The sequence below is a fragment of the Martelella mediterranea DSM 17316 genome, from assembly GCF_002043005.1.
GTDB lineage: Bacteria > Pseudomonadota > Alphaproteobacteria > Rhizobiales > Rhizobiaceae > Martelella > Martelella mediterranea.
The window spans coordinates 697,425-722,305 of the sequence record NZ_CP020330.1; the positions used below are offsets into that span (position 1 = coordinate 697,425).

At 63.6% G+C, this 24,881-nt stretch carries 23 protein-coding genes; 11 read left to right on the top strand and 12 right to left on the bottom strand.

Features of this window, described 5'->3' with window-relative positions; genetic code table 11:
* The first annotated feature begins 34 nt into the window (after positions 1–34).
* From Mame_RS03175 to Mame_RS03190, 4 genes are read left to right on the top strand one after another with little or no spacing between them, the layout of a single operon-like run.
* Complete coding sequence (locus Mame_RS03175) at positions 35–1,051, top strand: NAD(P)H-quinone oxidoreductase (RefSeq protein ID WP_018065694.1); 1,017 nt, start codon at positions 35–37, stop codon at positions 1,049–1,051.
* Positions 1,051–1,524, top strand: coding sequence for a MaoC family dehydratase (locus Mame_RS03180; protein ID WP_018065695.1), 474 nt, complete (start codon positions 1,051–1,053; stop codon positions 1,522–1,524). The genes Mame_RS03175 and Mame_RS03180 overlap by 1 nt, the downstream gene beginning before the upstream one ends.
* Positions 1,521–3,029, top strand: coding sequence for a class I adenylate-forming enzyme family protein (locus Mame_RS03185; RefSeq protein ID WP_018065696.1), 1,509 nt, complete (start codon positions 1,521–1,523; stop codon positions 3,027–3,029). The genes Mame_RS03180 and Mame_RS03185 overlap by 4 nt, the downstream gene beginning before the upstream one ends.
* A complete protein-coding gene (locus Mame_RS03190; protein ID WP_018065697.1) occupies positions 3,026–3,778 on the top strand; it encodes an SDR family oxidoreductase in 753 nt (250 codons plus the stop codon). Before Mame_RS03185 ends, Mame_RS03190 begins: the two co-directional genes overlap by 4 nt.
* A gap of 61 nt (positions 3,779–3,839) precedes the next feature.
* Here Mame_RS03190 and Mame_RS03195 read toward each other — a convergent pair whose 3' ends face one another.
* From Mame_RS03195 to Mame_RS03215, 5 genes are all read right to left on the bottom strand, one after another.
* On the bottom strand, positions 3,840–4,685 hold the full coding sequence (locus Mame_RS03195; protein ID WP_018065698.1) for a dipeptide ABC transporter ATP-binding protein: 846 nt from the start codon (positions 4,683–4,685) through the stop codon (positions 3,840–3,842).
* Positions 4,682–5,527, bottom strand: coding sequence for an ABC transporter ATP-binding protein (locus Mame_RS03200; protein ID WP_018065699.1), 846 nt, complete (start codon positions 5,525–5,527; stop codon positions 4,682–4,684). The genes Mame_RS03195 and Mame_RS03200 overlap by 4 nt, the downstream gene beginning before the upstream one ends.
* Before the next feature lie 5 nt (positions 5,528–5,532).
* Positions 5,533–6,441, bottom strand: a complete 909-nt coding sequence (locus tag Mame_RS03205; protein WP_018065700.1) for an ABC transporter permease subunit — start codon at positions 6,439–6,441, stop codon at positions 5,533–5,535.
* A gap of 10 nt (positions 6,442–6,451) precedes the next feature.
* A complete protein-coding gene (locus tag Mame_RS03210; protein WP_018065701.1) occupies positions 6,452–7,459 on the bottom strand; it encodes an ABC transporter permease subunit in 1,008 nt (335 codons plus the stop codon).
* A gap of 213 nt (positions 7,460–7,672) precedes the next feature.
* Positions 7,673–9,268, bottom strand: a complete 1,596-nt coding sequence (locus Mame_RS03215) for an ABC transporter substrate-binding protein (protein WP_018065702.1) — start codon at positions 9,266–9,268, stop codon at positions 7,673–7,675.
* A gap of 469 nt (positions 9,269–9,737) precedes the next feature.
* Between Mame_RS03215 and Mame_RS03220 the strand changes: the two genes are divergently transcribed.
* From Mame_RS03220 to nadC, 4 genes are all read left to right on the top strand, one after another.
* A complete protein-coding gene (locus Mame_RS03220) occupies positions 9,738–10,634 on the top strand; it encodes an NUDIX hydrolase (protein ID WP_018065703.1) in 897 nt (298 codons plus the stop codon).
* A gap of 154 nt (positions 10,635–10,788) precedes the next feature.
* Positions 10,789–11,760, top strand: a complete 972-nt coding sequence (nadA, locus tag Mame_RS03225; RefSeq protein ID WP_018065704.1) for a quinolinate synthase NadA — start codon at positions 10,789–10,791, stop codon at positions 11,758–11,760.
* Positions 11,757–13,274 (top strand): L-aspartate oxidase, encoded by a 1,518-nt coding sequence (locus Mame_RS03230; protein WP_018065705.1) that lies wholly within the window; start codon positions 11,757–11,759, stop codon positions 13,272–13,274. The genes nadA and Mame_RS03230 overlap by 4 nt, the downstream gene beginning before the upstream one ends.
* A gap of 10 nt (positions 13,275–13,284) precedes the next feature.
* Positions 13,285–14,133 carry a carboxylating nicotinate-nucleotide diphosphorylase gene (gene nadC / locus Mame_RS03235; protein WP_018065706.1) on the top strand — a complete coding sequence of 283 codons (849 nt, stop codon included), beginning with the start codon at positions 13,285–13,287 and terminating at the stop codon, positions 14,131–14,133.
* Here nadC and Mame_RS03240 read toward each other — a convergent pair.
* A complete protein-coding gene (locus Mame_RS03240) occupies positions 14,112–14,657 on the bottom strand; it encodes a dihydrofolate reductase family protein (protein ID WP_018065707.1) in 546 nt (181 codons plus the stop codon). The genes nadC and Mame_RS03240 overlap by 22 nt on opposite strands.
* Before the next feature lie 44 nt (positions 14,658–14,701).
* Between Mame_RS03240 and Mame_RS03245 the strand changes: the two genes are divergently transcribed.
* Together Mame_RS03245 and Mame_RS03250 are read left to right on the top strand one after the other, a co-directional pair.
* On the top strand, positions 14,702–15,262 hold the full coding sequence (locus Mame_RS03245; protein WP_018065708.1) for a TetR/AcrR family transcriptional regulator: 561 nt from the start codon (positions 14,702–14,704) through the stop codon (positions 15,260–15,262).
* A gap of 213 nt (positions 15,263–15,475) precedes the next feature.
* A complete protein-coding gene (locus Mame_RS03250) occupies positions 15,476–15,850 on the top strand; it encodes a DUF2147 domain-containing protein (protein ID WP_079920682.1) in 375 nt (124 codons plus the stop codon).
* Between the two features lie 16 nt (positions 15,851–15,866).
* Here Mame_RS03250 and Mame_RS03255 read toward each other — a convergent pair whose 3' ends face one another.
* Positions 15,867–17,693 (bottom strand): SLC13 family permease, encoded by a 1,827-nt coding sequence (locus tag Mame_RS03255; RefSeq protein WP_018065710.1) that lies wholly within the window; start codon positions 17,691–17,693, stop codon positions 15,867–15,869.
* A 510-nt stretch (positions 17,694–18,203) separates the two neighbouring features.
* On the opposite strand from Mame_RS03255, the gene Mame_RS03260 reads away from it, so the two are divergent.
* A complete protein-coding gene (locus Mame_RS03260) occupies positions 18,204–19,304 on the top strand; it encodes a DUF2778 domain-containing protein (protein ID WP_235726833.1) in 1,101 nt (366 codons plus the stop codon).
* A 56-nt stretch (positions 19,305–19,360) separates the two neighbouring features.
* Here Mame_RS03260 and nrdF read toward each other — a convergent pair whose 3' ends face one another.
* From nrdF to Mame_RS03285, 5 genes are all read right to left on the bottom strand, one after another.
* A complete protein-coding gene (nrdF, locus tag Mame_RS03265) occupies positions 19,361–20,338 on the bottom strand; it encodes a class 1b ribonucleoside-diphosphate reductase subunit beta (RefSeq protein WP_018065711.1) in 978 nt (325 codons plus the stop codon).
* Between the two features lie 17 nt (positions 20,339–20,355).
* On the bottom strand, positions 20,356–22,545 hold the full coding sequence (gene nrdE / locus Mame_RS03270) for a class 1b ribonucleoside-diphosphate reductase subunit alpha (RefSeq protein WP_018065712.1): 2,190 nt from the start codon (positions 22,543–22,545) through the stop codon (positions 20,356–20,358).
* A 2-nt stretch (positions 22,546–22,547) separates the two neighbouring features.
* The gene (gene nrdI, locus Mame_RS03275) at positions 22,548–22,949 is read right to left on the bottom strand and encodes a class Ib ribonucleoside-diphosphate reductase assembly flavoprotein NrdI (protein WP_018065713.1); all 402 of its coding nucleotides are present in this window, start codon (positions 22,947–22,949) and stop codon (positions 22,548–22,550) included.
* Between the two features lie 129 nt (positions 22,950–23,078).
* Positions 23,079–23,300 carry a glutaredoxin-like protein NrdH gene (gene nrdH / locus Mame_RS03280; RefSeq protein ID WP_018065714.1) on the bottom strand — a complete coding sequence of 74 codons (222 nt, stop codon included), beginning with the start codon at positions 23,298–23,300 and terminating at the stop codon, positions 23,079–23,081.
* A 693-nt stretch (positions 23,301–23,993) separates the two neighbouring features.
* Positions 23,994–24,725 carry an SURF1 family protein gene (locus Mame_RS03285; RefSeq protein WP_018065715.1) on the bottom strand — a complete coding sequence of 244 codons (732 nt, stop codon included), beginning with the start codon at positions 24,723–24,725 and terminating at the stop codon, positions 23,994–23,996.
* Positions 24,726–24,881: the final 156 nt, after the last annotated feature.

The following is a 24,881-nucleotide window of genomic DNA, read 5'->3' on the forward strand; positions in this document are numbered from 1 at the left end:
CGGCGCCTGCCGCTCCATGCCGGGAGGAGAAGCCATGCGGCTTGTGGAAATTCAGGGCGCCGGGGGGCCGGAGGTGCTCGCAATCATTGACGGGCCGAAGCCCGAACCGAAACCCGGCGAGGTGCTGATCCGGGTGATTGCCGCCGGTGTCAACCGGCCGGACGTCCAGCAGCGGCGCGGCCTCTATCCGCCGCCGCCGGAGGCCTCGCCGGTCCCGGGGCTCGATGTCGCCGGCGAGATCGCCGCGATCGGCGAAGGGGTGACCGGTTTCAGCGTCGGCGATCCCGTCTGCGCGCTGGTCAATGGCGGCGGCTATGCCGAGTTCTGCACCGTTCCGGCATTGCAGTGCATGACGGTGCCGCGCGACCTCACCTTTATCGAAGCGGCCTCGCTGCCGGAGGTCTATTTCACCGCCTGGAACAACGTCATCTGGCTGGCGCGCCTCGCCGAGGGTGAGAGCCTGCTGGTGCAAGGCGGCACCAGCGGCGTCGGCATGGCGGCGATCCAGATCGCCCGCAAGCTCCGCAACGCCAAGGTGTTCGCCACCGCCGGCAGCCCGGAAAAGCTCGCCGTCTGCGAAGAGATCGGCGCGCAGCACGCCGTCAGCTATCGCGGCGACTGGGCGGCGGAGCTTCGCGCGCTGACCGACGGTTTTGATGTTATCCTCGACGCCCAGGCGGGACCCTACACCCAGAAACAGCTCGATCTGCTGAGGCCCGACGGAAGGCTGGTGTTTCTCGCAAGCCACCAGGGCGAGACGGCCGAGGTCAATATCCGCGCGATCGTGCGCCGCCGGCTGACGCTGACCGGGTCCACGCTGCGCCCGCGCCCCGCCGCATACAAGGGCCGGATCGCGGCCGAGCTTGTACGCGAGGTCTGGCCGCTTCTCGAAAGCGGCGCAATCCGCACCCGCATCCACAAGGTCTTCGCCTTTGAGGATGTCCGGGCGGCCCATCAATTGATGGACAGCAACGAACAGATCGGCAAGGTTGTGCTCGCTGTTGACGAAGCGCGTGCCGGAACGGCGTCGCGCGAAAGGGGAGAAAACTGATGCTGACGGTCGAACACGCCCGCGATCTCGCAAACCATGCCGGAAAACGGCTCGGGCATTCGGAATGGGTGGCGGTGACACAGGACGCAATTTCGGAGTTCGCGCGGCTGACCGGCGACGATCACTGGATCCACGTCGATGTCGAACGCGCCGCCCGCGAGATGCCCGGCGGCAGGACCATCGCCCACGGGCTTTACCTTGTCGGCCTGATGCCGCGCCTGCAGCGTGATATCTACCGGATCGAGCGGCGCGGGCGCGGGCTCAATTACGGTTATGACAGGATGCGCTTCGTCATGCCGGTGCCGGTGGGAAGCCGCATCCGGCTGGCGCTGACGCTGGTGCAGGCCGAGGCCCACCCGAAGGGCACCCGCATCGTCAATGATGCGGTGATCGAGCTTGAGGGTTCCGAGCGCCCGGCGATCGTCGCGCGGCATATCCTGCTGATCGAAGACCCGGCGGGAGACGGCGCATGAGCGAGGAAGGCGGCCTGATCGCAGCCATTCTTGCCCATGCCGATGCCCGGCCGGACGATACGGCGCTTGTCTGCAATGGCGAGGCGGCAAGCTGGCGGCAGCTGCGCGACGATGTTCTGGCGATCGCCGGCGCGCTTTCGGCTGATGGCGACGTTGGCCGCATCGCGCTTCTCGGCACCGCCGATATCGGGCTCGTCACCGCCTATCTCGCCATCATCGCCGCCGGCGGTTGCGCCGTGCCGCTGCCGGCCTCCGCCCACCCCGATGCGCTTGCCGGCATGCTCGCCGATTGTGACCCCGCGCTCGTGTTCGTGCAGGCTGGCCATGACCTGCCTGAGGCCTATGCCGGGCGTATGGTGAAGCTTGACGCCGATGCGGCGGGCCGCGTAGCGGCGGATTTCCGTGCCGCCGCCCCGCCCCTTGCGGCGCCCGTCACCGCCGATCCGGATGCGCCATTCAACATCATTTATTCCTCCGGCACCACCGGGCGCGCCAAGGGCATCGTCCATCCCCACCGCATGCGCTACCGCCAGGCGGCGCGCACGCTGTTCGGGCTCGATGCCGGCTCCACCATGCTGCTCGCCACCCCGCTCTATTCCAACACCACGCTGATGCCGATGCTGTCGGCGCTGTTCCATGGCGCGCGCGTCGTGCTGATGCCGAAATTCGATGCCGAACGCTATCTCGATCTCGCTGAAAGCCTCCGCGCCACCCACACCATGCTGGTGCCGGTGCAATATCAGCGCATTCTCGCGGCGGACAGTTTCGGACGACGCGACCTTTCCGCCTTCAGGGTAAAGCAGTCCACCGGCGCGCCGCTGCCGGCCGCCGCCAAGCGCGCCCTTCTCGACACCTGGCCGGGCGATTTCTTCGAGGTCTATGGCCTGACGGAAGGCGGCTGCACCGCGATCCTCGATGCCGCGCGTTATCCGGAAAAGGCCCATACGGTCGGCAAGCCTGCCGCCGGCAACACGATCCGCATCATTGATGAAAACGGAGATGACGTGGAACAGGGCGAGCGCGGCGAGATCATCGGCCGCTCGGCGATGATGATGTCCGGCTATTTCCGCAATGACGAGGCCAACCGCGCCTTCTACTGGCGGGACCGCGACGGCACGCTCTATCATCGCACCGGCGATATCGGCATGTTCGACGAGGACGGGTTCCTGGTGCTGCTCGACCGCAAGAAGGACATGATCATCTCCGGCGGCTTCAACATCTACGCCTCGGATCTGGAGGAAAAGCTGCTTTCCCATCCGGGCGTGCTGGAAGCGGCAGTGATCGCGATCCCGAGCGAGAAATGGGGCGAGACGCCGCTCGGCTTTGTGGTGGCGAAGGCGGGTGCTGCGCTCGATCCGGATGCGCTCCGCGACTGGGTCAACGCACGACTCGGGCGGATGCAGAAGATATCAGCCGTCGAAATCCGCGACGCGCTGCCCCGCAATTCTGGCGGCAAGGTGCTGAAGCAGGAATTGAAAAACCCTTATTGGGAGAAGGCGTCATGAGCGACATTTTGCCGGTCCGGCCCCGCGTCGCCGTCATCACCGGCGCTTCCGGCGGCATCGGCCGAGCGACCGCCGAACGGCTGGCGGCGCTCGGCGCGTCGGTCGTGATCGGCTATCACGGCAACCGCGAAAAGGCCGAGGCGCTGGCTGCCGCGCTGCCCGGCAATGGCCATGTGGCCCTTCGGATCGCGATCGAGGAGGCCGACAGCATAGCGGCGGCGGCCGATGCGGTGGAGGCCCGTTTCGGCGCGGTCGACCTGCTGGTCAACAATGGCGGCACCACCGAAGTCGTGCCGGCAGATGATCTCGAAGGCCTCACCGACGACCTGTTCGACCGGATCACCCAGGTCAACCTGCGCGGCCCCTTCGCCATGGTCCGCGCCTTCCGCCCGCTGCTTTCGCGTGGCGAAAACGCCGCCGTCGTCAACGTGTCCTCGATCGCCGCGCGCACCGGGGTCGGCAGCAACCTCGCCTATTGCGCGGCCAAGGCCGGGCTCGATGCGCTCACCATCGGTCTCGCCAAGGCGCTGGCGCCGGATATCCGGGTGTTCTCGGTCTCGCCCGCCGGCGTTGATACCGGTTTCGTGCCGGGCCGCCCGCGCGAAAAGCTGGAGGCGATGGCGAAAACGCTGCCGCTCCAGCGTATCACCATGCCCGACGACGTCGCCCGCGCGATTATCGCCTGCGCCACGCTGCTCACCAGCTCCACCGGCATTGTCGTGCCCGTGGATGAAGGCCGGCATCTTTAGGGCGGCAATTCCCTGAACCGAAGGCCATCCATCAGGGCAAATTTTTGGAGGCAGGGTCGCTTCAGCTCCCCGCCGCCATCTTCGCCTGTTTCGCCGCGAGCCTTGCGCGGATGCTTTCGACATCGGCCCTCGGCGTCGCCTTGAACAGGGTCTGCGTGTATTCGTGCTGTGGGTCGGAGAACACCGCGTCGCGGCTGCCGCGTTCGACCACTTCGCCGAAATACATCACCATGATCTCGTCGCAGATATATTTCACCACCGAAAGGTCGTGGGAAACGAAGATATAGGTGAGGTCGAACTCGTCCTGCAGGTCGGCGAGCAGGTTCAGGATCTGCGCCTGCACCGAAAGATCGAGCGCCGAAACCGGCTCGTCGAGCACCAGCAGCGAGGGGTTCAGGATCAGCGCGCGGGCGATCGCGATGCGCTGGCGCTGGCCGCCGGAGAACATATGCGGGTAACGGTCGAAATGCTCCGGCCCGAGGCCGACCTTCTTCAGAAGGTCGTGGGCCTTGTCGCGGCGGTCATTCGCCGTGTCGTCGGTGTTGAGAAGCAGCGGCTCCATCAGCACGTCGCCGATCTTCTGGCGCGGGTTGAGCGAGCCGTAAGGATTCTGGAACACGATCTGCACCTTGCGGCGCTGATCAGCCGTCGGGCGGTGTTTGGCGATGTCTATCGTCTGGCCTTCGATCTGAAAATCGCCATCCGTCTGCGCATCGATCATGGTGATGATCCGGGCAAGGGTCGACTTGCCGCAACCGGATTCCCCGACAAGCGCCAGCGTCTTGCCGCGCTCGACGGAGAAGTCGACACCCTTCAGCGCCCGCACCGTGCGGTCGGACTTGAACATGCCGCCGGGTACGACGTAATCGCGGACGATATTCTTTCCCTGCGCTACAATCTCGCTCATGCCGCGCCTCCCGTATAGTCGGCGGAATAATCGATGGTGGGCAGCCGGTCGCCGGTGGCGTTTTCCGGCAGCGCCGAAAGCAGCGCTTTGGTATAGGCGTGTTTCGGATTTTCAAACAGCGACAGCACATCGGCCTCTTCCATCAGCCGGCCCTTGTACTGCACCGTCACCCGGTCGGCGGTTTCGGCGACGACGCCCATGTCATGGGTGATCATGATCATTGCCATGCCGGTTTCGGCCTGAAGATTGGCCAGGAGCTCGAGGATCTGCTTCTGGATCGTGACGTCGAGTGCGGTCGTCGGCTCATCGGCAATCAGGAGCTTAGGCGAGCAGGCCATGGCGATCGCGATCATGATGCGCTGGCACTGGCCGCCCGACATCTGGTGCGGATAGGCCTTCAGCCGGTCTTCCGGGTTCGGCAGGCCGACGGCTTCGAGCAATTCGATGGCGCGGGCGTGGCGGGCCTTCTTGTCGAGGTCGGTATGCTGCTTCAGCACTTCCTCGATCTGGAAGCCTGCGGTGAAGCACGGGTTCAGGCTCGCGACCGGCTCCTGGAAGATCATCGCGATATCCTTGCCGATGATCCGGCGACGATCCGCGGCCGAAAGGTTCGAGATGTCGCGGCCCTCGAAGGCGATGCGATCCGCCTTCACGGTGGCGGTGGTCGGCAACAGGCCCATCACGGCGAGCATGGCGACCGACTTGCCGGAGCCGCTTTCGCCGACAATGGCCAGCACCTCGCCCTTGTGGATCCGGTAGGAGGCATTGTGCAGCACCGTGGTTTCGCCGTTCGCGGTCGGGAAGCTGACGGAGAGGTTTTGAACGTCGAGGAGTGGTTCCATGAGACCTAGCTCCGCTTCAGCTTGGGATCGAGCGCATCGCGCAGGCCGTCGCCGACAAGATTGATCGCCAGAACCGTGATCAGGATGGCAAGGCCGGGGAAGGTAACGACCCACCAGGCGCGCAGGATGAATTCGCGTGCTTCCGCCAGCATCGTGCCCCATTCCGGCGTCGGCGGCTGCGCGCCCATGCCGAGAAAGCCAAGCGCCGCCGCCTCCAGAATGGCGTTGGAGAAGGAGAGCGTCGCCTGCACGATCAGCGGCGCGAGACAATTGGGAAGGATGGTCTTGAACATCAGCCGCAGATTGCGTGCGCCGGCGACACGGGCCGAGACCACATATTCCCGGCGCGCTTCCGCCATCACCGCCGCCCGCGTCAGCCGCGCGAAATGCGGCTGTAGCACAAGGGCGATGGCGATCATGGCGTTGAACAGGCCGGGGCCGAGAACCGCGACCAGCACCAGCGCCAGAAGCAGCGGCGGAAAGGCGAGGATCACGTCCATGACGCGCATGATCGCGACATCGACCCAGCCGCGGAAGAAGCCGGCCAGCAGCCCGAGCGTGATGCCGAGCAGCAGCGCCACCGACACGACCACGAGGCCGATCACCAGCGAATAGCGCGACCCGTAGATCAGCCGCGAAAGCATGTCGCGACCGACCGCATCCGTGCCGAGCGGGAAGGTCAGCGTTCCGCCCTCCTGCCAGAATGGCGGGGTCAGGAACATGTCGCGATATTGCTGATCAGGATTATGCGGCGCCAGAAGCGGCGCAAAAACCGCCATCAGCACCAGAAGGACGATGACGACGAGGCCCGCGACCGCGCCCTTGTTCTGGCTGAAATAGTGCCAGAATTCGGAGAGCATCTGCAGGCGGATATTCCGTTTTTGGACCGGCTGGCCCAGCGTGCTGTCTGACATGGCTGAGCTCCTATTGATGACGGATGCGCGGATTGATGAGGCCGTAGGCGAGATCGACGAGCAGGTTGACGAGCATGACGAGACCGGCAATCAGCACCAGCCCGCCCTGGACGACCGGATAGTCGCGGCGCGAAATCGAATCGATCATCCATTTGCCGATGCCCGGCCAGGAAAAGATCGTCTCGGTCAGGATCGCGCCGGCCATCAGCATGCCGACCTGCAGGCCGATCGTGGTGATCACCGGGATCATCGCGTTTCTGAGCGCATGGATGCCGATCACGCGCCTTCCGGAAAGCCCCTTGGCGCGGGCGGTGCGGACATAGTCCTCGCCCAGCACTTCCAGCATCGCCGAGCGCGTCTGGCGGGCAATCACCGCCAGCGGAATGGTGGCGAGCACGACCGACGGCAGGATCAGATGCGACAGCGCCGAGGTGAAAGCGCCCTTTTCCCCCGACAGCAACGAATCGATCGTCATGAAGCCGGTGACCGAGGGGAAATAATAGAGCAGCGAAATCCGGCCCGACACCGGCGTCCAGCCGAGAATCCCGGAAAACAGGATGATCAGCAGCAGGCCCCACCAGAAGATCGGCATCGAATAGCCGGTGAGCGCGATGCCCATTGTAGCCTGGTCGAACACCGATCCGCGCTTGACCGCGGAGATGATGCCCGCCGGAATGCCGATGATGATGGCCAGCAGCATCGCGGAAATCGCAAGTTCGGCGGTGGCCGGAAACAGGTTCAGGAACTCCTGGAACACCGGCTGCTTGGTGGCGATCGAAACGCCAAAATCGCCATGCAGCAGGCCCCAGACATAATCGAGATACTGAACGACGATCGGGCGGTCATAGCCGAACTGGTGAAGAAGCTTCTGGTAGCGGTCGGGGTCCATGCCGCGTTCGCCGGCCAGAAGCAGGACAGGATCGCCGGGCAGGACGCGCACGAAGCCGAAAGCAACGATGGTGATCCCGATAAAGGTCGGGATAATCAGCAAAAGCTTGCTGAACAGAAATCTGAGCATGACGATTCCCGAAAACGGAAGGGGGCCGCATGACCGGCATCCGGCTTGCTTTTCGGCCTGCCATCCCGAAAGGCGTCATGCTCTGGTGAGCATCCAGGCGACGCGGTGGGCGCTGCCTGGACCCTCGGGTCAAGCCCGAGGGTGACTCCCGATCGGGGAGAGGTTTTTGCAAACCGGGGCCGCATTTCCGGCCCCCTTCTCTTGTGCGAGGCCTTATTCGGCGATGGTTACATCATCGAAGCGGTGATAGCCGAGCGGGTCCATGACGAAGCCCTCGACCGAATTGGTCATCGGCATGAACACCTTGGAATGGGCGATCGTGTTCCACGGCGCCTGTTCCTTGAAGATCACCTGGGCCTGCTTGTAAAGCTCGGTGCGCTCCTCGGTGTCGGAGGTGACCTTGGCCTTCTGGATCAGTTCCTCGAAGGGCTTGTAGCACCACTGGGCGCGGTTGGAGCCGCCAACGGCATCGCAGCCGAGCAGCACGGCCAGGAAGTTGTCCGGGTCGCCATTGTCGCCGGTCCAGCCGAGAAGCACGGCGCCGTCGCGATCTTCCGCCGAAGAACGGGCCAGATACTCGCCCCACTCATAGGACACGATCTCGGCATCGACGCCGACCTTGGCGAGGTCGGCCTGCATCAGCTCGGCCATGCGCCGGGCATTCGGGTTGTAGGGACGCTGAACCGGCATCGCCCAGATCTTCATCGAAAGATCGGTGACGCCTTCCTCTTCCAGCATCGCCTTGGCGGCTTCCGGATCGTAGGGGTCGTCCTGCACGTCGTCATTATAGGACCACATGGTCGGCGGGATCGGGTTCTTGGCAACCTCGCCGGCGCCCTGAAACACCGATTCCAGAATGGCCTGCTTGTCGACGGCCATGTTCAGCGCCTTGCGGACCTTCGGATTGTCGAAGGGCGCGACCTTGGTGTTATAGGCGAGATAGCCGACATTCAGGCCTTCCTTGGCCATGACCGTGATGTCGTCATTGGATTCCAGCGCTTCCAGATCGGCGGGTGCGGGATAGACCATGATCTGGCACTCGCCGGCTTCCAGCTTCTGGCGGCGAACGGCGGCGTCGGTGGTGATCGCGAAGATCAGGGTGTCGAGGTCTTCCTGACCCTTGTAATAGTCCGGATTGGCCTTATAGCGGATGACGGCATCCTGCTGGTAGTTCACGAAGGTGAACGGGCCGGTGCCGACAGGCTTCTGGTTCAACTGCTCCAGATTGCCGGCTGCTTCGAGCTGGTCGGCATATTCCTTCGACATGATCGAGGCGAAGTCCATGGCGAGGTTGGCGATCATCGGCGCTTCCGGCCGGTTGAGCACGAACTTGACCGTCATGTCATCGACCTTCTCGATGCTCTTGATCAGGTCCGGCATCGACATGCCGTTGAAATATTCCCAGGAGATGCCCGGCGCATACTGGTACCAGGGGCTGGATTCATCCATCTGCCGCATGAACGAGAAGATCACGTCGTCGGCGTTCATCTCGCGCGTCGGGGTGAAATAGTCGGTCGTCTGGAACTTGACGCCCGGACGCAGGTGGAAGGTATATTCCAGACCGTCATCGGAAACGTCCCAGCTCTCGGCAAGGCCGGGTTCGACCTCGGTGGAGCCGTGCTTGAATTCGGCGAGGCGGTTGTAGATGGCGCGCGAGGAGGCGTCGAACGTCGTGCCCGCGGTATAGGGCGCCGGATCGAAGCCCTCGGGGGAGCCCTCCGAGCAGTAGACCAGCGTTGATGCGCTGGCGGCGCCGCCAAGCGATACGAAAACGCTCGTGGCGAGCGCCAAAGCCTTCAGTTTCTTCATCATTTTCCCCTTGTGGTTCATATCGTCGACGGCATCTCGCCGCCAAAGGTTTCGCACTTTCCGGCACCGCTCCCGGCTTTTTCGCCCTGTCACGATCCCGAATTATGCTGAACGGCATGCGGGTCTGCGCCCAACCGCAAACGTCACATTGATGGCGAGACTAGCGCTTTTTATTGACCATGCAATCAAAAAACATGTTACCGCTCTCGCGTCAGGCATGGCAAACACATGAAATCCTTGAATTTTCCATGACTTGCTTATTTTTGGCAAAATGTGGCGGCATGTCGCGTAATTCTGTTTCACGACAATAGGCGCGGCGTTGCCGAAAGTTGCTTTCCACAGGCGACCATACAAGCAGGCCGCTATTTGCCAATCATGCGAAAGTCTGAGATGACCCGCCCTTGATTTCGTGACGTACCGCCATACTCGATAAGGTGATATCCTGCCCCGATACCCATCCGGAGCGCCCGTGACCGAAGCCCGCGTCCATGCCGAACTGATCGCCGTCCTGACCGCGCTCACCAATGACGCGCCGCGGGTGATGACCGTGCGCATGGGCGCAGCCCTCCCCTCCGGCCCGTTCGAAAACGGCCACCGCACGCTGCAGGGCGGGCTGAATTCCTGGGTCAGGGCCCAGACCGGGCATCCCGTCGGCTATCTCGAGCAGCTCTACACCTTCGCCGACCGCGATCGCGGGTTCGATGGCGAGCGCACCATCTCGATCAGCTATCTGGGCCTTGTGCGCGAACAACCGCCGCCCGGCGGCGGCGGGCCGCTGTGGAAGGACTGGTACACCTATTTTCCGTGGGAGGACCTGCGCGAGGGCCGGCCGGAAATCCTGGAACAGGTCAGCGACCTGATGATGCAGTGGGCAATCAGCGAGCGGCCGGGCCGCGCCGAGCGCCGCCAGCGCATCCGCTTCGCCTTCGGCATGGACGGCATGGCCTGGAACGAGGAACTGGTGCTGCAGCGCTTCGAGCTGATGTATGAGGCGGGGCTGATCGCCGAGGCCGGACAGACGCCCGCCTTCTGGTTCGGCAAGCCGATGGCCGCCGATCACCGCCGTATTCTGGCGACCGCGATCGCGCGGCTGCGCGCCAAGATCAAATACCGGCCGGTGATCTTCGAACTCATGCCGGAAAGCTTCACGCTGCTGCAGCTTCAGAAATGCGTCGAGGCGCTGGCGGGCCTCAAGCTGCACAAGCCCAATTTCCGCCGCCAGATCGACCAGCAGAACCTGATCGAGGAAACCGGACAGACCTCCGACAAGGCCGGCGGCCGCCCGGCCCGGCTTTACCGCTATCGCCACGCGATTGTCGAGGAACGGGCGCTGACGCTTTCGAGGCTCCCGCTCGCCCGTTCTTGACTCCCCCTCAATATGGGCGTAATGCTTGCGCCCATGATATACTCATATTGAGTATTAATCGACCAGCGCGAGGTTACCCCAACGCCTCCCCTGGCAGGCCCGGCGCGGCTTCCCCGATTCTTCCGCGCCGGGCCGAACACAGGAGATAACGCAGATGAACGCGCCCTTTTCCGCAGCAACCCTTTACGACCGGGTGGCCCATGTCATTCCCAAGGCGGAATGGCTGAGCTTTTCCGACGATATCGAGGCGATCCACCGCCTGAAGCGGGAGCGCAATGCCGTCATCCTCGCCCATAATTACCAGACGCCGGAAATCTTCCACGGCGTCGCCGATATCGTCGGCGACAGCCTGGCGCTGGCGCGGGAGGCCACAAGGGTCGATGCCGACGTGATCGTGCTGGCCGGCGTCCACTTCATGGCCGAGACGGCGAAGCTGCTGAACCCGGAAAAGACCGTACTGATCCCCGACATGGCCGCCGGCTGTTCGCTGGCGGACTCGATCACGCCCGAGGATATCGCGCTGATGCGGCAGGCCCATCCCGGCGCGCCGGTGGTCACCTATGTCAACACCTCGGCGGCCGTCAAAGCCGCCTCCGACATCTGCTGCACCTCGGGCAATGCCAAAAGGGTTGTGGAATCGCTCGGCGTGCCGAAAGTGCTCATGCTGCCCGACGAATATCTCGCCCGCAACGTCGCCCGCGAGACCGATGTCGAACTGATCGCCTGGCGCGGACATTGCGAGGTACACGAGCTGTTCACCGCCGAAGACGTGCGCGAAATGCGCGCGGCATGGCCGGGCGTCACCATCATCGCCCACCCGGAATGCCCGCCCGAAGTGGTGGCCGAGGCCGATTTTTCCGGCTCCACCGCCGGCATGTCGGATTATGTCCGCGACGCGAGGCCCGGCCGCGTGGTGCTTCTGACCGAATGCTCGATGAGCGACAATGTCGCGGTCAACCATCCGGACGTGAATTTCGTCCGGCCCTGCAATCTGTGCCCGCACATGAAGCGGATCACGCTTGGCAATATCCGCACCGCCCTTCAGGAGATGCGCCACGAGGTCACCGTCGATCCCGCGATCGCCGATGATGCCCGCCGCGCCGTCGAGCGGATGCTCGCGGTATGACCATCGCCGTCATCGGTTCCGGTATCGGCGGACTGGCAACGGCGCTTGCGCTGGCGCCGATGCCCGTCGTGCTGATGACCAAGGCCGCGCTCGGCGCGGAAACCTCCACCGGCTGGGCGCAGGGCGGCATCGCCGCCGCCCTTGGCGACGACGATAGCGCGGAGCTGCATCTTGCCGATACGCTGGCGGCCGGGGACGGGCTTTGCGACGCCGAGGCGACGGCGCGGATATTGCAGGGTGCGCCGGAGGCGATCGCCTTTCTCGAGCACCATGGCGTCGCCTTCGATCGCGCCCCCGATGGACGGCTCGCCTTCGGGCTGGAAGCCGCCCATTCCCGCCGGCGGATCATCCATGCCGGCGGCGATGCCACGGGCGCGGCGATCGTCAAGGCGCTGACGAAGGCCGTGGCCGCAACCCCTTCGATCACGGTCGTTTCCGGGGCAGAGGTGCGCCGGTTGCTGGTGCGCGACAATGCGGTCTGCGGCCTCGCCGGCGTGAAGGACGGGCAACCGTTCCGGCTCGCCGCCTCCCGGGTTGTGATCGCAACCGGCGGCATAGGCGGGCTCTACGACGCCTCGACCAACCCATCGGGCAATTTCGGCCAGGGCGTGGCGCTTGCCGCCCGCGCCGGGGCAATGCTTGCCGACATGGAATTCGTGCAGTTCCACCCGACTGCGCTCGCAACCGACATCCGCCCGCTGCCGCTGATCAGCGAGGCGGTGCGCGGCGAAGGGGCCTTGCTTCTGAATGAGAAGGGCGAGCGCTTTCTGGCCGCAACGCCGGGCGCGGAGCTTGCGCCGCGCGATGTCGTCGCCCGCGCGATCGCCGCCGAAATCGCCCGGGGCGGTCGGGTTTTTCTGGATGCGCGGGCCGCGCTCGGTAGCCGCTTCAAGAACCGCTTTCCGGAGATCTTCGCGATCTGCGCCCGCGCCGGCATCGACCCGGCGACCGATCTCATTCCGGTGCGCCCGGCCGAGCATTACCATATGGGCGGGATCGCCGTGGATGCTTCGGGCCGCAGCTCGGTCGGCGGTCTTTATGCCGTCGGCGAATGTGCTGCGACCGGGCTCCATGGCGCGAACCGGCTGGCCAGCAATTCGCTGCTGGAGGCCGCCGTCACCGGGCTTGCCGCCGCCGCCGATATCGCCGCCGCGCCGCCCGGCCGCGTGATGCCGCTTCCGGCACTGGCGCTGCCCGCCGCCCCCAGGCTTGCCACCGTGCGCGGCATCGTCTCAAGCGCGCTCGGCGTCACCCGCGATCACGCCGCCCTTGGCGAGGCGATCGCCGCTCTGCTGCCGCTCGCAGAAGGCGACGGCCCGGACGCCGACCCGGCGATCGTCGCGCTCTCGATAGCCGTGTTCGCCGCGATGCGCGAAGAATCTCGCGGCGGCCATGCCCGCATCGACTTTCCGCAGAAGAACCCCGAAAGCCGGCGCCGAACGATGACGCTCGACGCCGTTTTCGCCCATGCCCGCGCGCTTGCCGCGCGCCCCGCGCTTGCCCGTAGCGCCTGAGGACCATGCCATGCTGCCCCACCTGATCATCGAACCCGCCGTCCGCCGCGCGCTTGAGGAAGACCTCGGCCTTGCCGGCGACATCACCGCCAATGCCGTAATCCCGGCCGGCCATCGTTCCACCGTGGTGATGGCGGCGCGCCGGCGCGGCGTGATCGCCGGTCTCGATGCCGCCGAACTCGCCTTCACGCTGGTCGACCCGGCCATCGTCATGACCCGGCATGTGGCGGATGGCGACAAGGTCGAGGCCGGCGATATCGTCGCGACCGTCACCGGCCCCTCGCGCGGGCTGCTGACGGGCGAGCGCACCGCGCTCAATTTCCTCGGCCATCTCTCCGGCATCGCCACCGTGACGGCCGGGGTTGTCGCGGCCGTCGAGGGCACCGATGCGGCGATCGTATGCACCCGCAAGACCACGCCGGGGCTGCGCGCACTGGAGAAATACGCCGTGAAGGCCGGCGGCGGCGGCAATCACCGCTTCTCGCTCGCCGATGCGGTGCTGATCAAGGACAATCATATCGCGATCGCCGGCGGCATCCGTCCGGCGCTTCAGGCGGCAAAGCGGCACGCCGGCCACATGGTCAAGATCGAGATCGAGGTCGACACGCTCGACCAGCTCCGCGAGGCGATGGATGAGGGCGTCGACGCCGTGCTGCTCGACAACATGTCGCCGGAAACCCTCACTGAAGCGGTTTCGATCGTCGCCGGCCGCGCGATCACCGAGGCCTCGGGCGGCATCACGCCCGAGACCGCCGGCGCGGTCGCAAGAGCCGGCGTCGACCTGATCTCGATCGGTTGGCTGACCCATTCCGCCCCCGTGCTTGATATCGGGCTCGACTACCGAACGGCGGCGGCCTGAGGGAACGCATAATGCAGCCGGACACAGCCCCGGTCGAGCGCCTTGACGCTTAGCAGGCCCGGTTGCGCCGCAAACCCCGTCGCCGGAAACAGCGGCGACCCCCCGCCGATCAGTTCCGGCATGACATAGATCTCGATCTCGTCGAGCGCGCCACGCTCCATGAACGCCATCTGCAGTTTTCCACCGCCGAGCATCCAGACATCGCCATCGTCCAGCGCGCGCAGTTCCGCGATCAGGCTGTCGACGTCCGTCCTCGTCTCGATTGCCCCCTTCGGGCGGTCGATGGGGCGTGACGTCACGACCAGCGCCCGCTTGCCTTCATAGGGCCAGGGGCCTTCCATACGGTCCAGAAAGTCATACGTGCCCCGCCCCATGACAAGGGTGCCGATCCGCTCCAGGAAGCGATTGTAATCGTGTTCGCCGAGATCGAGCCCGTCATAGCGGAACAGCCAATCGAGATTGTCGTCCGGTCCGGCGATGAACCCGTCGAGGCTGGTTGCGATATAACCCACAATCTTTGCCATAAGCGCTCCTTGTTTATAAATGAATGTTCATTTATAAACGCCTCATGCCCAGAAACAAGTCAATTTCCGAACCGGCCCTTCTCGCCATACTGCTCGACGCCATCGCCGAGACCGGTCCGGACTACCTGACCTTCGCCAGGGCCGCCGCGCGCAGCGGCCTTTCCGCACCGACCCTGGTACAGCGGTTCGGCGACCGCGCGGCGATGGTCGAGGCCATCCTGATGTTTGCCTGGGACCGGCTTGATGAGGCAACCGAAGCCGCCGATGCCGCCTTTCCGGTCTCGCCGCGTGGCGCGATCGACCTGCTTCTGCATCTCACGCCCGATGCCGAACATGGCCTCGATGGCGGCTTGCCGCTTCTGCGCGAGGACATGCGCAACCCGGCGCTGAGGGCGCGCGGCAGGGCCTGGGGCGACAGGCTTTCGGCCGCGCTTTCGCGCCGGCTCGGCGATAATCCGGCGCTGGGGCGTCAGATGGCGAGCCTGTGGCAGGGCGCGATCATCTGGTGGGGTTTCGACCGCAACGGCCCGCCGCAGGCGGCTATCGGCGAGGCTCTCGAAGGCTGGTGCCGCACCGCCGGCCTCGATCAAAGCCCGCAACGTTGAGCGCGGACGCAAGAGCCGGCGTCGATCCGATCCCGATTGGCTGGCCGCCCCATTCGGCTCCGGTTCCCGATAGCGTGCCCGACATTAAAAACGCCGCCGAGCGAACCGGCAGGCATTTTCTCCCGTAATTCCCCTTGTCTGGTTGTTGTGGATGCGCGCCGCGCAGAGACTCGCCTTTGCCGGTCGCGCGCAAAACCGTGAGAGGAGACAGGGATGAACCGGAGAACCTCATTTTTGCTTGCGTTTCCGCTGGCGGCCGCGCCCGGGCTTGCCGAAGCCTCCGAGCTTGCCGGCGTGTGGGCGCGCGGCGATGGCAAGGCGCGGGTGCTGGTCGAGCAATGCGGCGACGACCTGTGCGCCACCAATGTCTGGGTCAGGCCCGGCACGCGCAACGAGCGCGTCGGCGACACGCTGGTCATGGATGTCGACCCGGTCGGGCCGTCGCGCTACGAGGGCCGGGCCCGCGATGTGCGGCGCGGCCTGACCTATTCCATGGAGATCTCGCTGGACGGCGCGGCGATGGAGACGCGCGGCTGCATCCTCGGCAAGCTGATCTGCAGATCGGCGAACTGGACCAGCCTGAACTGAAGGTCCATGGCAAGGGTCAAAGCCCGTAATACCAGGGCGCCGTCAACGCGAACACCACGGTGAGCAGCACGATCAAGGGCACGCCGGCGCGGATGAAATCGCCGAAACTGTAGTGGCCCGGCCCCATGACCATGAGATTGGTCTGGTAGCCGATCGGGGTCGCGAACGAGCAGTTGGCGGCATAGATCACGGCTGCGGCGAAGGCCTCCGGCGGCGCGCCGATCTGCCGCGCCATGCTGAGCCCGATCGGGATGAACAGCGCGACCGCCGCATTGTTGGAAAGCACATTGGTGAGGATCGAGACGCCGACGAACAGCATCACGATCATCAGCCACGCCGAGGAGCCGCCGCCAAGCGCGACGATGCCTTCCGCGATCAGTTGCGCGCCGCCGGTTGCCTGAAGCGCCGTCGCCATGGCGATCGACGCGCCGACGAGCAGGTATATCTGCCGGTCGAAAGCGCGGGCGGCCTGTTGCAGCGTCAGGCAGCCGAACAGGATCATCAAAAGCGCGCCGGTAACGGCATTGACCACCATCGGCGTGATACCGGTGGCCGACAGGATGACGATCGCCGCGAAGATGCCGCTCGCCAAGAGCGCCTTGTCGCGCGGCGGCACGCTTTCGGCCGAATGCTCGAGCAGAAGGATATCGTGGTTGCCGCGCATGGCGCGCAGATCGTCCTCGCGACCGCCGATCAGCAGCGTATCGCCCGCCTCGAAACGCAGTTGCGAGAACGGCGTCCGCGCCATCCGGCTTTTGCGGCGGACACCGAATATGGCGATGTTGAAGCGCTGCTGAATGCCGCTGAAGCGCACCGTGCGTCCCTCGAACAGCGAACCGGGCGTGATCACCGCTTCGGCCAGATGATAATGCGCGCCCACCCGCCGTTCCGACGTCGGCAGGGTCCCGTCCGGCGGCGCCGCGAGGCTGATCTCGCCCTTGGCCAGAAGATCCATGAACCCCTTGCGGGTGCCCGTCATCTGCAACCGGTCGCCCGGCTGCAGCGTCAGGCCGTCGTCATAAGGCGGCAGCAGCACCTTCTCATCGCGCACGAGCGCATGCAGCGACATCGGCGTCAGCACGGGAAAGAAGCCCGAGCGGGCACGTTCCCCGACATAGCGGCTTTCGCCGAGCAGAACCACCTCGCCCAGAAACTGGGTGCCGGCGCTTTCCTGTTCGAAGCGCTTTTGCGACCGCTCCCGGGTGAAGATCCGCGGCATGACGAACAGCACATAGACAGCGCCGGCGCCGGCGAGAATAGCGCCCATGCCGGTGATATCGAAAAAGCCGAGATTGACGCCCTCGCGACTGGCGATGCCGGCCGCGATCAGGTTTGTCGAGGAACCAATCATCGTGGTCATGCCGCCCAGAATGGTGATGAAGGAGAGCGGCATGAAGATCTGGTAGGGCGGCAGGCGGAACCGCGCGGCAAGCGAGGCCAGCACCGGAATGAAGATGACGACGACCGGCGTGTTGTTCAAAAATGCCGAGGTCATGCCGCAGGTCGCCAGGATCATGATGATCAGCAGGCGCGGATTGGCGCCGTAGAACTGGCCGATCCGGTTGGTCACGCCCTCCAGCGCGTCGGTCGCGAACAGGCCCTGGCCGACGATCAGGAGGGCCAGCACCGTGACCAGCGCCGGCGAGGAGAAGCCGGCGAGCATATCCTCGATCGGCAGCGGCCTTCCGCCTTCCACAGTAAACGGGAACGCGCCGAACAGCACAAGAAGCATGCCCAGCGCGGCGAGCGACACCGCTTCGATCGGGAAACGGTCAAGGGAATAAAGACCGATCGTCCCGACGATAATCGCCATTGTCGCCACAAGATGAAAATGTTCGATCAAAAGAGCCTCGTAAAAATCCGGACACACCTGTCCCGAGACCGAAGCGATGCCCCCGCTCCCGCAAAAACCGGCTGTCCTCACATCATCGAAAAGTCGACTTTGACAGCATTCCCGCGGCTTCCGCAAGTGTTGGCTAAAAAGACCGCCGCAACTGCACCGTCCTCAAGCCTGCCGCATTTTCGGGCTTTATCTGGCGTGGCCGCATTTTCTCCCATTTTGGGTTCTAGGCGCTCCTTGAGCCCAGTGACGCAAACGTAAAGGTCAAATGACCCAATACCAAGAAGGCCAAATCCAGTGTTAGAGGACCAAGCCCGCATGCCGCCACGCAACTTTTTTTCCGTCCGCAAAAACCCGGCAACCAAAGGCGCCTCCGCCTGTTCCGGCCGTTGTGACACCCGTCAGTCTCTGACCGTCCGCTCCGGTCGTAATGAAAAATTTACCCTGCGCGCAGTATTTTTCCGACTGGCACCTGTCACACCGTCTTTGAGTTTTGCGTAGGAAGTGTGTTTCGTGACGTCGATCAAGAATTCGAAATCCCGCCCCGGGCGTGATCGCAGGAACGGCTTGCTGCGGCTTTCGCTCGCGTGCATCATGGCGGCGATCGCCGGCGGCGCGATCATCACCATCGCCTCATCGCCGATCATCTCGGCGACGGTCTCCAAGCCCGAATTCGCCTCCTCGCGCGGCATCAGCCTCACGGTCAACCCGGCATTCAAGGCGCCCGAGCGCGCCCAGAGCGCCAAGGAAGCGCGTCTGCTTGCCGCAAGGACCGGCCAGGCCCGCGCGAAGCCGGCGCTCGCTCCGGATGATATCAGGCAGGCCCTTCTGGCGGGCCGGCTGGAGCAGGCCGGCCGCATGGCGCTCGCCGATCTCCAGCGCGGCCTTGTCGGCCGCCAGATCGCTGATAATGCCGGCTCCGAAATCGCGCTTGCCGGGGTTCCGCCCGAGCTTCAGCCGAAAGCGGCGGCGGTCCCGACGCCCGCCGCCCCGTCCACCACGCTTGCCGCGCTCGCCCCGAGCAGCGACACCAATGCCGACGATGCCTTCAAACTGGTGCTCCAGGGCGCCGATTCATCCCGTCTCTCGCCGGGTGAAGTGCCGGTGCCCGCCAAACGGCCCGCAGGCATGCAGCTTGCCTATGCCGATTTCGGTCACGACGATCTCGACGAAATCATGGGCGAGGTTCCCGGCCGCACCAAGAAGGTCGCCGTCTACGATATCTCCGCCGCCAAGGTCTACATGCCGGACGGAGAGGTGATGGAAGCCCATTCCGGCAAGGGCAAGTATCGCGACAACCCGAACGGCACCCATGTCAAGATGGCCGGCGCCGTCCCGGCGGCAACCTACAAGCTGACCATGCGCGAATCGCTGTTCCACGGCGTGCCGGCGCTGCGCATGACCTCGGTCGACGGCACCAATCCGCTCGGCCGCACCGGTATTCTCGCCCACACCTACATGCTGCGCACGCCGGGCGATTCCCATGGCTGCCTGGTGTTCAAGGACTATTACAAGTTCCTGAAAGCGTGGAAGGCCGACAAGGTCGATTATATCGTCGCGGTTCCGAGCCTTGAGGAAGGGGCCAGCACGCTGCTGGCGAACCGGTCAAACTGACGCGGCCAGGCGTTTCCGCCTGGCCGTAAAAATACCCGAGACTCTGCTGAAGGGGATCAGAAATCCCAGTCGTCGTCCTCGGTGGCGATTGCCTTGCCAATGACATAGGAGGAGCCGGAGCCGGAGAAGAAGTCGTGGTTCTCATCGGCGTTCGGCGACAGCGCCGACAGGATCGCCGGGTTTACCTTGCAGGCTTCCGGCGGGAACAGCGCCTCGTAACCGAGATTCATCAGCGCCTTGTTGGCGTTATAATGCAGGAAGGCCTTCACATCCTCGGTGAGCCCGACCGCATCGTAAAGCTGTTCGGTATATTTGGATTCGATCTCGTAGAGTTCGAACAGCAGGCCGAAGGTGAAATCCTTGATCGCCTCGCGCTCGGCCTCGGAAACTTTCTTCAGTCCCTGCTGGAACTTGTAGCCGATATAATAGCCATGCACGGCCTCGTCGCGGATGATCAGGCGGATCAGATCGGCGGTGTTGGTGAGCTTGGCGCGGCTCGACCAGTACATCGGCAGATAGAAGCCCGAATAGAACAGGAAGCTTTCGAGGAAGACGCTCGCGACCTTCTTTCGAAGCGGATCGGTGGCGCGGTATTCCTGCAGGATGAGCTGCGATTTTTCCTGGAGGAAGGCGTTTTCTTCCGACCAGCGATAGGCGTCGTCCACTTCCGGCATCGAGCAGAGCGTGGAGAAGATCGAGGAATAGGAGCGTGCGTGAACGGCCTCCATGAAGGCGATATTGGTCAACACCGCTTCCTCGTGCTGGGTGACGGCATCCGGCATCAGCGTGATCGCGCCGACCGTGTTCTGGATGGTGTCGAGCAGCGTCAGACCGGTGAAGACGCGGATGGTAAGTTTCTGCTCGTCTTCCTTGAGCGTCGACCAGGAGGGAATGTCGTTCGACAGCGGCACTTTCTCCGGCAGCCAGAAATTGCCGGTGAGCCGGTTCCAGACCTCGAGGTCCTTCTCGTCGACGATGCGGTTCCAGTTGACCGCGCGCGGCACGGCGATGACGGGTTTCTTCTGCATGTTCATGGTTTTTCTTCCCCTCATCACAGGCTGCAGGATACGCAGCCTTCGACCTCGGTGCCCGAAAGCGCCATCTGCCGAAGACGGATGTAGTAAATGGTCTTGATGCCCTTCTTCCAGGCGTAGATCTGCGCCTTGTTGACATCGCGCGTGGTGGCGGTGTCGCGGAAGAACAGCGTCAGCGACAGGCCCTGGTCGACATGCTGGGTGGCCGCCGCATAGGTGTCGATGATCTTCTCCGGCCCGATTTCATAGGCGTCCTGGTAATATTCCAGATTGTCATTGTCCATGAACGGCGCCGGATAATAGACGCGGCCGATCTTGCCTTCCTTGCGGATCTCGATCTTCGAGACGATCGGATGGATCGAGGCGGTGGCATTGTTGATGTAGGAGATCGAGCCGGTCGGCGGCACGGCCTGCAGGTTGCGGTTATAAAGACCGCCCTTCATCACCGCGTCCTTCAGCGCCAGCCAGTCTTCCTTCGTCGGCAGGTCGATGCCGGCCTTTTCGAACAGGTCGCGCACGCGCTCGGTCGCCGGTTCCCAGTCCTTCTCGATGTATTTGTCGAAATATTCGCCGCTTGCATATTTCGACTTCTCGAAGTCCGCGAAGGTCACGCCGCGTTCGACGGCGATCCGGTTCGAGGCCTTCAGCGCGTGATAGGTCACGGCGTAGAAATACATGTTGGTGAAGTCGACGCCTTCCTCCGAGCCGTAGAAGATCCGCTCGCGGGCGAGATAGCCGTGCAGGTTCATCTGGCCAAGGCCGATGGCGTGGCTTTCGTCATTGCCCTTCTCGACGGAGGGAACCGAGGAGATGTGGCTCATGTCGGACACGGCCGTCAGCGCGCGGATCGCGGTATCGACGGTGCGGCCGAAATCGTCCGAATCCATCGCCATGGCGATGTTCATCGAGCCGAGATTGCAGGAAATGTCCTTGCCCATATGCTTGTAAGACAGATCCTCGTCGAATTCGCTCGCTTCCGAGACCTGCAGGATTTCCGAGCAGAGATTGCTCATCGAAATCCGGCCGGCGACCGGGTTGGCGCGGTTGGCGGTATCCTCGAACAGGATATAGGGATAGCCGCTTTCGAACTGCAGTTCGGCCAGCGTCTGGAAGAAGGCGCGGGCGTTGATCTTCTTCTTGCGGATTTCCGGGTTGTCGACCATCTCGCGGTAATGCTCGGAGATCGAAACCTCGGTCATCGCCTTGCCGTAGACGCGCTCGACGTCATAGGGCGAGAACAGGTACATGTCCTCGTTGTTCTTGGCGAGTTCGAAGGTGATGTCGGGGATCACCACGCCAAGCGACAGCGTCTTGATGCGGATCTTTTCATCCGCATTCTCGCGCTTGGTGTCGAGGAAGCGCATGATATCGGGGTGATGGGCGTTGAGATAGACCGCGCCCGCGCCCTGACGCGCGCCAAGCTGATTGGCGTAGGAGAAGGAGTCTTCGAGCAGCTTCATCACCGGGATGACGCCGGAGGACTGGTTCTCGATCTTCTTGATCGGCGCGCCATGCTCGCGGATGTTCGTCAGCGACAGCGCCACGCCGCCGCCGCGCTTGGAAAGCTGCAGCGCCGAATTGATCGAGCGGCCGATGCTTTCCATATTGTCTTCGATGCGCAGCAGGAAGCAGGAGACCAGTTCGCCGCGGCTCTTCTTGCCGGCGTTGAGGAAGGTCGGCGTTGCGGGCTGAAAACGGCCGGCGATGATTTCATCGACGAGCGCGGTCGCAAGCGCCTCATCGCCCTTGGCAAGCGCGAGCGCGACCATGCAGACGCGGTCTTCGTAGCGCTCCAGATAGCGTTTGCCGTCAAACGTCTTCAGCGTATAGGCGGTGTAATATTTGAAGGCGCCCAGGAAGGTCTGGAACCGGAACTTCTTGTCGAAGGCATGGTCCCAGAGATCGCGCACGAAATTGAACGCATACTGGTCGAGCACTTCCTGCTCGTAATAGCCTTCATCGACCAGATAATCGAGCTTCTCCCTGAGGTTATGGAAGAACACGGTGTTCTGGTTGACGTGCTGCAGGAAATACTGCTTCGCCGCCAGCCGGTCCTTGTCGAACTGGATGTGCCCGTTCTCGTCATAGAGATTGAGCATCGCGTTCAGGGCATGATAGTCCAGCGTCGCGGGCTTCGCCTTGGCGACGCCCTTTTCCGCAACTTTCTCGGTGCCCTGCACGGTTTCTTCCTCGGCGCTTGTGGCCATCCTCAATTCTGCCGTTTCCAAAACTCTTCCAGCCCTTGTTTGACGTTGTTGACATCCTCTTCAGTCCCGAGAAGCTCGAAACGGTAGAGGTATGGTACCTTGCATTTTGCCGCGATGATGTCGCCGGCAATGCCGTAGGTATTTCCAAAATTCGTGTTTCCGGAAGCGATGACGCCGCGCACCAGCGCCCTGTTTTCCGGATCGTTGAGGAACTGGATGACCGGTTTCGGCACCGCTCCCCTGCCGTCCCCGCCGGCATAGGTGGGAACGACCAGCACATAGGGCTCGTCCACCTTTTTCGTGTCGCCCTGGGGGCCGAGACGCTTTGCCGGAAGGCCAGTCTTGGTCACGAAACGATGGGTGTTGCCCGTGGCGCTCGAATAGTAGACGAGCATGCCCGTCATCCTCTTGTCCTCTTCACCAACACGGCGCGCCCGTCTGACGCGCCGTCTGATCGCTCAGGCGCCCGCCGCATGGATGCGGCGCAACGCCTTCTTCAGGCTTCGCCGGTTATCAGCCGGCGGCATTCATGGTCAGGCAAGCGCGCCGATCATGTCCGGACGGAAGCCCGACCAGTGCTGCTCGCCGGCGACCACGACCGGGACCTGCCGGTAGCCCATGCCGACGACCTGATCATAGGCATCGTTGTCCACCGACACATCAACCACTTCATAGTCGAGGCCCTTGCGCTCCAGCGCGCGGGTCGTTGCATTGCACTGCACGCAAGCCGGTTTGGAATAGACAGTGATCTTCATCGTTATCCTCGCATAATCATTTTCTTCAAAAAGCGCCGCCGGGCGAACCCTCGGCGCTTCCCGCGCATCTGGCGAGGCTGGCAACCAACACGGCATAGCCTCGTCCCGGACCCATGGCCGGCTCTTGCCTGATCGAAACGCCGGCGGTTGCAAACGGCCGCCGCCGCCATTTCTCAACAGACATCTCGAACACATTGACCGGACTGGCATTTTGGCTCTCCAGAAGCCGGCAGAAATCGCGCTGTCCACGAGGAACACCACTTCGACATATACCTATGGAGACTCAAAAAACCTGAGAACCGGACGCCGCTGACGTGTCAGCATTGATTCGATAGACTCACCATAACACAATATCTGCGAACAGGAATGCCAAAACCAACCATATATAGTGTTCCGTGGACCTGTTTTCCACATTCAGGGTTAACGCATTGTGACAGAGGGGAAAAATACAGTCCGGAACGGGCGAACAGCGCTGATGCAGCATGTGCCGGCCCGGCGAATCGGTCTCTTGAAATTGCCGATGGCCATAAAGATGACCCTTCGCCACCGGCAACGGCTACCAACCGATAGTTGAACCATCATGCACGCGGGATTTCTTTCGCGCTTTCCACAGGGGGGCGAAAAAGCAGGGGATGACGGAAACTTCAGGTCGGCAACAACGCGCTCAAGGGACAAGCCTTTGAGAAGCCAGCCCTATTCGTCGTCGGAGGACGATGGCCGCCGCTCATAGCGCAGCACGAAGACATAAAGCGCGAGCGTGCCGAGCGCCATCGCAAACCATGTCAGCGCGTAGCTCAGATGTGCATTGCGGAACGAGACCACGGTCAGGCCGCCGATCGGCAGCTTGCCCGTCGGGCCGCTCGCTTCGGCATCGATGAAATAGGGCGCGAACGGCACCAGGCCCCGGGTGCCCATGATCGAGGCGACATCGCGGCGATACCATTTGCCATCGACGGGATCATTGGCGCGCGAAAACAGCCAGCCCTTGCTTTCCGGCATGCGCAGCAACCCCGCGACCGTGACCTCGCCCTCGGGCGCGCGATAATTGGCGGGATTGTCCTGCCTGCCTTCAGGCACGAAGCCGCGGTTGATCAGCACATAGCTGCCGTCATCGCGCAGAAGCGGCGTCATCACGAAATAGCCGGCGCCGAGCTGGGTCGGATAGTAGATCAGCGTCTGCGCCGCCTCGATATAGCGACCGGTGACGCTGACATGGCGATAGGCGTCATCTTCGCGCGTCACCATCTCCCCTGCCCTAGGCGCGGGCACAGCCGGCGCTTCGACGCGGGCATCGACGGCGGCGATCAGATCGCGCTTCCATTGCAGGCGATAGACCTGCCAGATGCCGAGCGCGGTGAAGCCCGCAAACAGGATCGCGGCAATCGCGGTGAGGATCAGGAATTTCTTGCGGGACATGGCGGCCATTGCGGCAAAGACCTTTCGGGCCGGCGTCTTACAATGCTTTGTAAAGCACGCAGGTCGGCGGCGCGTCACCTCCGGCGCAATCAAGGCCATCGCCCTGGAAGGCGCCTCGGATCGGAATGACGCCGGAACGTGGCGAAACGGCGTTCGCCGGATAAT